The organism is Thermodesulfobacteriota bacterium (assembly GCA_040756475.1).
Lineage (GTDB): Bacteria > Desulfobacterota > Deferrisomatia > Deferrisomatales > JACRMM01 > JBFLZB01.
Genome location: JBFLZB010000230.1, coordinates 1 through 6,707, shown reverse-complemented (window position 1 = coordinate 6,707; position 6,707 = coordinate 1). Strand labels below are relative to the sequence as shown.

General features: G+C 74.0%; 5 protein-coding genes. 2 read left to right on the top strand and 3 right to left on the bottom strand.

The features are described from left to right. Positions 1-30: 30 nt before the first annotated feature. Positions 31-1,950 (bottom strand): molybdopterin-dependent oxidoreductase, encoded by a 1,920-nt coding sequence (locus AB1578_21105; GenBank protein MEW6490395.1) that lies wholly within the window; start codon positions 1,948-1,950, stop codon positions 31-33. Between the two features lie 119 nt (positions 1,951-2,069). Between AB1578_21105 and AB1578_21100 the strand changes: the two genes are divergently transcribed. Then, positions 2,070-2,252: a PIN domain-containing protein gene (locus AB1578_21100; protein MEW6490394.1), complete on the top strand. Its 183-nt coding sequence runs from the start codon at positions 2,070-2,072 to the stop codon at positions 2,250-2,252. Positions 2,253-2,511: 259 nt separating this feature from the next. Here the strand turns inward: AB1578_21100 and tkt are convergent, their stop codons facing one another. Together tkt and AB1578_21090 are read right to left on the bottom strand one after the other, a co-directional pair. Next, positions 2,512-4,533, bottom strand: coding sequence for a transketolase (gene tkt / locus AB1578_21095; protein ID MEW6490393.1), 2,022 nt, complete (start codon positions 4,531-4,533; stop codon positions 2,512-2,514). Positions 4,534-4,674: 141 nt separating this feature from the next. Beyond that, on the bottom strand, positions 4,675-5,097 hold the full coding sequence (locus AB1578_21090; protein ID MEW6490392.1) for an archease: 423 nt from the start codon (positions 5,095-5,097) through the stop codon (positions 4,675-4,677). 210 nt (positions 5,098-5,307) lie between these two features. On the opposite strand from AB1578_21090, the gene AB1578_21085 reads away from it, so the two are divergent. Then, positions 5,308-6,471, top strand: a complete 1,164-nt coding sequence (locus AB1578_21085; protein ID MEW6490391.1) for a cysteine desulfurase family protein — start codon at positions 5,308-5,310, stop codon at positions 6,469-6,471. Positions 6,472-6,707: the final 236 nt, after the last annotated feature.

Below are 6,707 nucleotides of genomic sequence, written 5' to 3'. Positions count from 1 at the left end.
CAGGGTGGGACGCTTCCCGGGAATCGTCCCTCAGGCCGCCGCGGCGCGGTGCGTGCCGGGCTCCACCCGCACGCGGGTGCCGTAGTAGGCCGCGGTGTCCCCCAGGTCGGAGAGGGCGGCGACCGTGGCCTCGTTCACCCCCTGCCCCAGGCCGAGCCAGCCTCCCCGGGGGCAGGCCACGGCATCCGGGTGGAGGAGGGGGTCCAGATGCGCCTCGCCTTCGAGCTCCCCGACGGCGCTCACCACCCGCACGGGGCTCCCGGCCCCGAGGCCGAACCGGGCCGCGGTCTCCGGGTGGAGCCGAACCGGCAGGGGGCCCTTCTGCTCCTCGGGGAGGAGCTGGGAGTGGAGCGCTTCGGACCGGATCAGGGTGAGGAGGTGCAGGGGGTGCACCGGGTCTGGGGCGGGCTCGGGTGTGACGGCCTCGATGAGGCGGAACGTGCCGTCGGGGTGGCCGAAGCCGTCGGCCCAGGCCACGGGCGGCGCGGGGACGACCCACCACCCCCGGCGCCGCAGGTCCTCCAGGGGAGGCGCCCCCTCCGGGAGGCACGCAGCGAGCCACGCGTCCAGGGTTGGCCAGGGAAGTCGCACGCCCAGGCAGGCCGCGACCTCGGCGGCGATCTCGAAGTCCGTGCGGCACCCCTCCGGGGGCGCCACCACCGCCCGGGCGGCCCCCAGGCCCCCGTGCCAGTAAGAAGCCGCCAGGTCTTCCTCCTCGAGCCACAGGGCCGCGGGAAGCACCACGGTGGCTTGCCGGGCCGTCTCGGTCCAGAAGCCGTCCACGGCCACCCGGGTCTCCACCGTCTCGAAGGCAGCCCGCAGGGCCTTGGCATCGGGCCCCTGGTTGAGGAGGTTCGAGCAGGTGAACCAGGCAACCCGGATCGGGGGCCGCGCCCGGCGCAGCTCTTCCGCGAGGACGGGGATGAGGAGGGGCTCCGGGCGGGGCTCCGGGGCCGCAGGGGTGCGCAGGCGGCGACCCGAGGGCACCCCGTAGTAGAGCCCCCCGCCGGGCACCCCCAGGGTGCCCGCCGCGAAGGCCAGCGCGTGTACGGCGCGGACGTTCTCGCCCCCCATGGGGTGACGCTGGGGCCCCCACCCCAGGAGCGTGGCGACCCGGGGCGTCCCGGCGTAGAGGTCCGCCAGGCGCTGGGCCTCATCGCGGCCCACGCCGCAGCGGGTGAGGAGATCTTCGAGGGGGTGGCGGGCCAGGAGGGCCTGGAAGGCCTCGGCGTTGGCCGCCTGCTCCCAGGGGGCGCGGTGCCCCGGTGTCTCCAGAAGGAGCCGCGTGCAGGCCAGCGCCAGGAAGCGGTCGGTGCCCGGGGCGATTCGGATGACCGCGTCGGCCTCATCTCCGACCCCCGCCGGGTCCGGGTCCACGGCCAGCACCGGCGCGCCCCGGCGCCGGGCCGAGGCCACCAGGGCGGCTGCGTGTACGGAGCTGGAGCGCGGGCGCTTGCCCCACAGGACCACCGCCTTTGCCCCCTCGATCTGGCGGGGGTCGTTCATGGCCTGGCGCCCGGCGTCCCGCACCAGGGCCTCGTTGCCCGCTCCTTCGCAGAGCGACCCCCGGGTAGTCCGGGCCCCCAGCAGGGCGAAGACCCGCTCCACGAAGAGCTTGCTCACCCCCATGGAGCCGTACCCGCGCACGTGGAGCACCGAGGCGGGGTCCTCGCAGCGGGCCCGGTCCAGGGCGCCGCAGGCGATGTCCAGGGCTTCCTCCCAGGACGCCGGGCGGAAGTGGTCCCCCGAGCGTACCCAGGGCTCCCGGATCCGGTGGGGGCTCGTCAGCCGGGCCGGGTAGCGGCGGATCTTGGCGCAGGTGAACCCGAGGGTGTAGGGGTGGTCCGGATTGCCCTGCAGGCGGATGCCCCCGGGGACCGGCTCGGCCAGGATCGAGCACCGGTCGGGGCAGTCCAGGGTGCAGCTCGTGACGAGGGGCGACGTGGGCATGGGGCGTCCTCCTGCCGCCCCTCTTACCGCGGTTCCGGGCAGGCGTCCAGGGCATGGGGCAGGGGGCAGGGGGCAAGAGCCGGAGCGAAGGGGGTGCCGGGAGTCGTGGAACGCAGGAAATGGCGGGCTCCGCTGGTTGCGCCATGGGCTATGTCGAGCAGCACTTTCTGAGCCATTCCCTGCGCCCGGCCGATGCCCTGCTGGCTGCCACGGCGGTGGAGCACGGGATGCCGCTCGCCACGGGAAACGCCAAACACTACCGACCCGTCGCCGAGCTCTCCGTGCGCCGGTTCATTCCCTGATCCCACCGCCTATCGCCCCATTCCCGATCACCCACAACCCCTGGCGAGCCCCCGCCTTGCACCGCCGAGGCGTGGCGGCCCCGATCCCCTTGCCCGATCGAAATCGGTATCGGTATCGGTATCGGTATCGGTATCGGGGTCGGGGTCGGGGTCGGGGTCGGGGTCGGGGGTCGGGGTCGATATCGATTTCGATTGGGATGGTCTGCCCGCGTGCCTCGTGCGCACCCGGGGGCGGTCGCGCGGAAGCTCGACCCGGGCGCTACGCCCTTCGGTCCTCCAGGACCTCCAGCGCCACCCGCACCACGTTCTCCCGGGTGAAGCCGAACTTCTCCCCCAGCACCTCGGCAGGGGCGCTGGCGCCGAAGCGGGGCATGCCCACCACCCGGCCCCTGGGGCCCACGTAGCGCTCCCACCCGAAGGGGCTCGCGGCCTCCACGGCGACCCGGGCCGTCACCACGGGGGGCAGGACCTCGTCCCGGTACTGCCGGGGTTGGGCCTCGAAGAGCTCCCAGCAGGGCAGGCTCACCACGCGGGTCGGGGTGCCCCGTTCTTCCAGGTCGGCGGCGGCGTCCAGGGCCAGGGCGACCTCGGATCCCGAGGCGATGAGGAGAAGGCGCGCGGCGGCCGCGCCCCCGGCAGCCTCCCGGAGCACGTAGCCTCCCCGCCGAAGGCCCGAGGCCGGGGCGAACGCCGTGCGGTCCAGGGTGGGCAGATCCTGGCGGGTGAGCACCAGGGCCGTGGGGCCGGCGGCGTTCTCGATCGCCGCCCGCCACGCCTCGGCGGCCTCGTTGGCGTCGGCGGGCCGGATGACGGTGAGGCCGGGCATGGCCCGCAGGCTGGGCAGGTGCTCCACGGGCTGATGGGTGGGACCGTCCTCCCCCACGAAGAGGCTGTCGTGGGTGAACACGTGGACCACCGGGAGCCCGGAGAGGGCGGCGAGCCGCAGGCTCGGACGCAGGTAGTCGGCAAAGACGAAGAAGGTGGAGCCGTAGGGGCGAATGCCCCCGTGGTTCGCCATGCCGTTCATGACGGCCGCCATGCCGTGCTCCCGGATGCCGAAGCGCAGGTTTCGGCCCGCGGGGTTTTCGCGGGTGAAGTCGCCCTCGCCCGAGAGCAGGGTCTTGGTGCTCGGCGCCAGGTCCGCCGAGCCCCCCACCAGTTCCGGGAGCACCTTGGCCAGGGCGTTCATGACCTTCCCCCCCGAGACCCGGGTCGCCGCGCCCTTGGGGTCGGCGGGAAAGGCGGGGAGCGCCTTCTCCCAGCCCTCCGGCAGCCGGCCCGCCATGCGGCGCTCCCACTCGGCGGCGAGCTCGGGGTGGGCCCTGCGGTAAGCCAGGAGGAGCGCGTCCCAGGCCTCCCGGGCCCGGCGCCCGCCCTCGGCCGCCCGGAGGTAGGGCTCCCGTGCCGCCTCGGGCACGTGGAATGCCGGCTCCAGGGGCCAGCCCAGGTTCTCCTTGGCCCGGCGGGCCTCGTCGGGCCCCAGGGGGGCGCCGTGGGCGTCGGCGGTGTCCTGCTTTCCGGGGCTCCCGAACCCGATGTGGGTGCGCACCCGGATCAGGGTGGGCCGGGCGGGGTCGGAGCGGGCGGCTTCGAGGGCGGCTGCCAGCGCCTCCAGGTCGTTTCCGTCCCCCACGGAGAGCGTCTGCCAGCCGTAGGCGCCGAAACGCGCCTCCACGTTCTCGGAGAAGGCCAGCGCGGTGCCGCCCTCGATGGTGATGCGGTTGTCGTCGTAGAGCACCACGAGCTTGCCGAGCCCCAGGTGGCCCGCCAGGCTCGCGGCCTCGGAGGCGACGCCCTCCATCAGGTCCCCGTCGCTCGCGATGACGTAGGTCCAGTGGTCCACCAGGGGAAAGCCCGGCCGGTTGAAGCGGGCGGCCAGGTGACGCTCGGCGAGCGCCATCCCCACGGCGACCCCCACCCCCTGGCCCAGAGGCCCGGTGGTGGTCTCCACGCCGGGGGTGACGAAGGACTCGGGGTGGCCGGGTGTGAGCGAGTCCCACTGGCGAAAGCGCCGGAGCTCGTCCAGGCCCAGGGGAAACCCCGCCAGGTGCAGCAGCCCGTAGAGGAGCATGGACCCGTGGCCGGCGGAGAGGACGAACCGGTCCCGGTCGGCCCAGGCCGGCGCCCCCGGATCGAACCGGAGGAAGCGGGTCCACAGGGCGTGGGCTAGGGCGGCCGCCCCCATGGGCATGCCCGGGTGGCCCGACTTGGCCTTCTCGACCGCGTCCACGGCCAGGAAGCGAAGGGTATTGACGGCGGCGAGGTCCGAAGGGTGGGACATGGGCGGACTCCCTGTGCAGGCGGGTCGATCCCCCGAAGAGACGCGGAGTCTGCCTCAGGAGGGGCGGAAATGACAAGGAGGGCGTGGGGCCGCGATCCGCCGCGTGGGTGGCGAGCGGGGTCCGGGAGCCCTTGCCGCGCATCACACGTCGAAGAGCACCCGGATGCGCCAGCCATCGCCCCCCGGGGCAGGGCCTGAGAAGAGCTCGTGATAGGTGGGGGCCTTGACCTCGAGCTCGAAGGGGTGGCGGGCCGGGTCCCGGGGCTCACCCCACGCTCGCAGGCGGATGCGCGCTGGAGTGACCTCCAGGGCCTCGCAGCGGCGAAAGACCCAGCCCCTCACGTTGAGCCAGTAGAGGAGCTCCCCCAGGGCCGAGACCAGGGTCTCGGCCGCGTCGAACCCCTCGGCTTCCAGTGCCACCGCCTCCCGGGGCTCCACGGCCTCGGGCTCTGTCACCTGGGCCAGGAGCCCGGCGCATAGCTCCTCCAGCGCCTGCGCGGCAGTCTCGCCCGCGGCTTCGATCTCCAGGTCCGCCGTGTGGTCGAGGGTCTTCCAGGGGGACATGGACCGGAGGGTAGCGGAGGCGTGGGCCCGGGTAAAGAGCCAGGCGAGGGGACGGCCCTCGCCGGGGACGGAGCCCCCTTGCACAGGAGCGCGCAGTCGGCGACCCTGGTGGGCAAGTTCCGAGGATGCCGCGGATTGGGCATCCCAACGTCCCTCGGGGGAAGGACGTGGCGGGTCCGAACAGCGGCCGGCACCTGAGAGGAGAGCGAAGTGGAACCGACGCGCATCTACCTCGACTACAACGCCTCGACACCGCTTGCTCCGGAGGTGGCCCAGGCCATGGCGCCCTGGCTCGCCGAGGGCTTCGGGAACCCTTCGAGCGCCCATTGGGCCGGGATTCCCGCCCGGCGGGCGCTGGAGTCGGCCCGGGGCCAGGTGGCCGGCCTCCTGGGGTGCACGCCTGCCGAGGTGGTCTTTACGAGCGGGGGCAGCGAGGCCAATAACGCCGCCCTCAAGGGCGTGTGGTTCGCCCGGCGGGAGCGGGGAAACCACATCGTGACGACCCGCATCGAGCACCCGGCGGTGCTGGAGCCCTGCCGATGGATGGAGGGGCTGGGGGCGGAGGTCACCCGGGTCGGGGTGGACCGGTTCGGGCGGGTCGACCCCGCCGACGTGCGCCGGGCGCTCACCCCGCGCACCGTGCTCGTGAGCGTGATGCACGCCAACAACGAGACCGGAACCCTCCAGCCCCTGGCCGAGATCGCCCAGGTGTGCCGGGAGGCGGGGGTCCTGTTGCACACCGATGCGGCCCAGTCGGTGGGCAAGGTCCCCGTGGGGGTGGACGATCTCGGCGTGGATCTGCTCAGCGTTGCGGGCCACAAGCTTTACGCGCCCAAGGGGGTTGGGGCCCTGTACCTGCGGGAGGGCACCCCCTTCGTTCCCCTGATCCACGGGGCCGGTCACGAGGGGGGCCGGCGCGCCGGCACCGAGAGCGTGCTCCTGGCCGCGGGCCTCGGAGCGGCGTGCGAGGTCGCCGGACGGGATCCCGGGATGGCCCGCACGAGGGCGCTGCGGGACCGCCTCTGGGAGGGGCTCCAGGAGCGCTTCGGCGATCGCGTCGTCCGCAACGGCCACCCCGAGCACTGCCTCCCCAACACGCTGCACGTCTCCTTCCTGGGCCGCACGGGCGCGGACGTGCTCGCGTCGATCCCCGGGGTCGCGGCCTCCACCGGCTCGGCCTGTCACTCCGGGAAGATTCAACTTTCCGCCACCCTGGAAGCCATGGGGGTGGGCCCCGAGGCGGGCGCCGGAGCCGTACGGTGGAGCCTGGGCCGGTTTACCACGGCAGACGAGATCGAGGCGGTGCTGGCGCAGCTCGGGGAGCTCGCCTTGGGGTCGTCCGCGATCCCATCCGGGGGTCCGCGGTGCCGGTAGGAGGGGATGGGGGGGACGCAGAATGCACGGAGGACTGGGAAACGACGGATGTCCCGGGGACGCCGCGCGACACGGCATCCGCGCTTCCCTTGACACCCTCCAGCTCCGCCCGTACCGTCAGACCTATCGCAGACGCGGGCCCGGCGCCGGACCGCCCCGTGGCGGTGCGGTAGGGGCGACGCATGCGTCGCCCCTATGAGGTCGCCTGACCCGGGAAGCGCTACCCCCGGCGCGGT

What these genes read in the sequence shown, in the direction of transcription:
- AB1578_21105 (MEW6490395.1), bottom strand. Translation starts at nt 1,950, where the DNA reads ATGCCCACGTCGCCCCTCGTCACGAGCTGCACCCTGGACTGCCCCGAC.
- AB1578_21090 (MEW6490392.1), bottom strand. Translation starts at nt 5,097, where the DNA reads ATGTCCCCCTGGAAGACCCTCGACCACACGGCGGACCTGGAGATCGAA.
- tkt (MEW6490393.1), bottom strand. Translation starts at nt 4,533, where the DNA reads ATGTCCCACCCTTCGGACCTCGCCGCCGTCAATACCCTTCGCTTCCTG.
- AB1578_21100 (MEW6490394.1), top strand. Translation starts at nt 2,070, where the DNA reads ATGGCGGGCTCCGCTGGTTGCGCCATGGGCTATGTCGAGCAGCACTTT.